Below are 931 nucleotides of genomic sequence, written 5' to 3' on the forward strand. Positions count from 1 at the left end.
GTCCAGGCCCAGGCGCTCGCGGTGCGCGGAGGGCGGTCAGGGCGCGCAGGGGGTGCGGGGCGCGGAGGCCGCGGTCGGCGAGGACGTGGTGCGCAAGGTGCTGGCCGCGGCGGTCGGCGGGGCCGCCGCGGTCGGTGCGACCGCGCCGCTGGCGCGCGGGCGCGCGCTGCTGTCGGTCGCGGTGGACCTGGAGGCGCGGCGCACCGAGCTGGTGGAGCTGGTGCGGCGCACCGAGCGCTGCCGGCTCTCCGAGGCCCTGGCCGCGGTGGACTACTGCGTGGACAGCGCGGTGCGCTGGGCCGGGTGGGCCGACAAGCTGGACCTGCTGGTGCCGCGCGCGCACGGCAGCGCGCCACCGGCGGTGGTCGGGGTGCTCGGCGGCGGGCGGCTGCTGCCCGCGGTGCGCACCTCGCTGGCCGTGCTGGCCGCGGGCGGCTCGTGCGTGCTGACCGGCGGCGGGGCGCTGGAGCGGCTGGTGGACGCCGTGGTCGCCGAGTTCGGCGACGGCGCCGCGGCGGTCCTGCCCGGCGAGGCGGGCACGACCGCGCTGCTGGCCGGCAGCGTGGAGGTGCTCGACGCGCGCTGGGGCGGCGCGGAGTTCACCGCGGCCGTGCGCCGGGCCGCGGCCGCCGCCGGGACGCGGGTGCTGCCGCCCGCCGGCGGCGCCGCGCCGGAGGACGCCCGCCTGCTCGCCCCGCTGTTCCGCGACGTCTCCGTCACCGGCTGAGCCGCGCGCCGGTACCGGTACCGGGGCCGGGGGAAAACCCGTCGCCGCGCGCGCCGGGGGTTCCTACCGTTCCCGTGTGACCACTTCCCCGGAGGAGCGGAGCCCCGCGCACCCCCTCGCCCCGTACGGCTGGGACGAGGACTGGGAGCACGCCCTCGCCCGGCACCACCGCGAGCACCCCGGGCCCCTCGTGCCCGCCCGCGT

1 protein-coding gene is annotated in these 931 nt (G+C 81.1%); it reads left to right on the forward strand.

Annotation, left to right across the window (positions count from 1 at the left end):
• A partial coding sequence (locus tag GTR00_RS21740; RefSeq protein WP_205706396.1) for a hypothetical protein occupies window positions 1–727 on the forward strand: 727 nt, incomplete at its 5' end.
• Window positions 728–931 lie beyond the last annotated feature (204 nt).

Origin of the sequence: Kineococcus indalonis (genome assembly GCF_009906395.1) — a bacterium.
GTDB lineage: Bacteria > Actinomycetota > Actinomycetes > Actinomycetales > Kineococcaceae > Kineococcus > Kineococcus indalonis.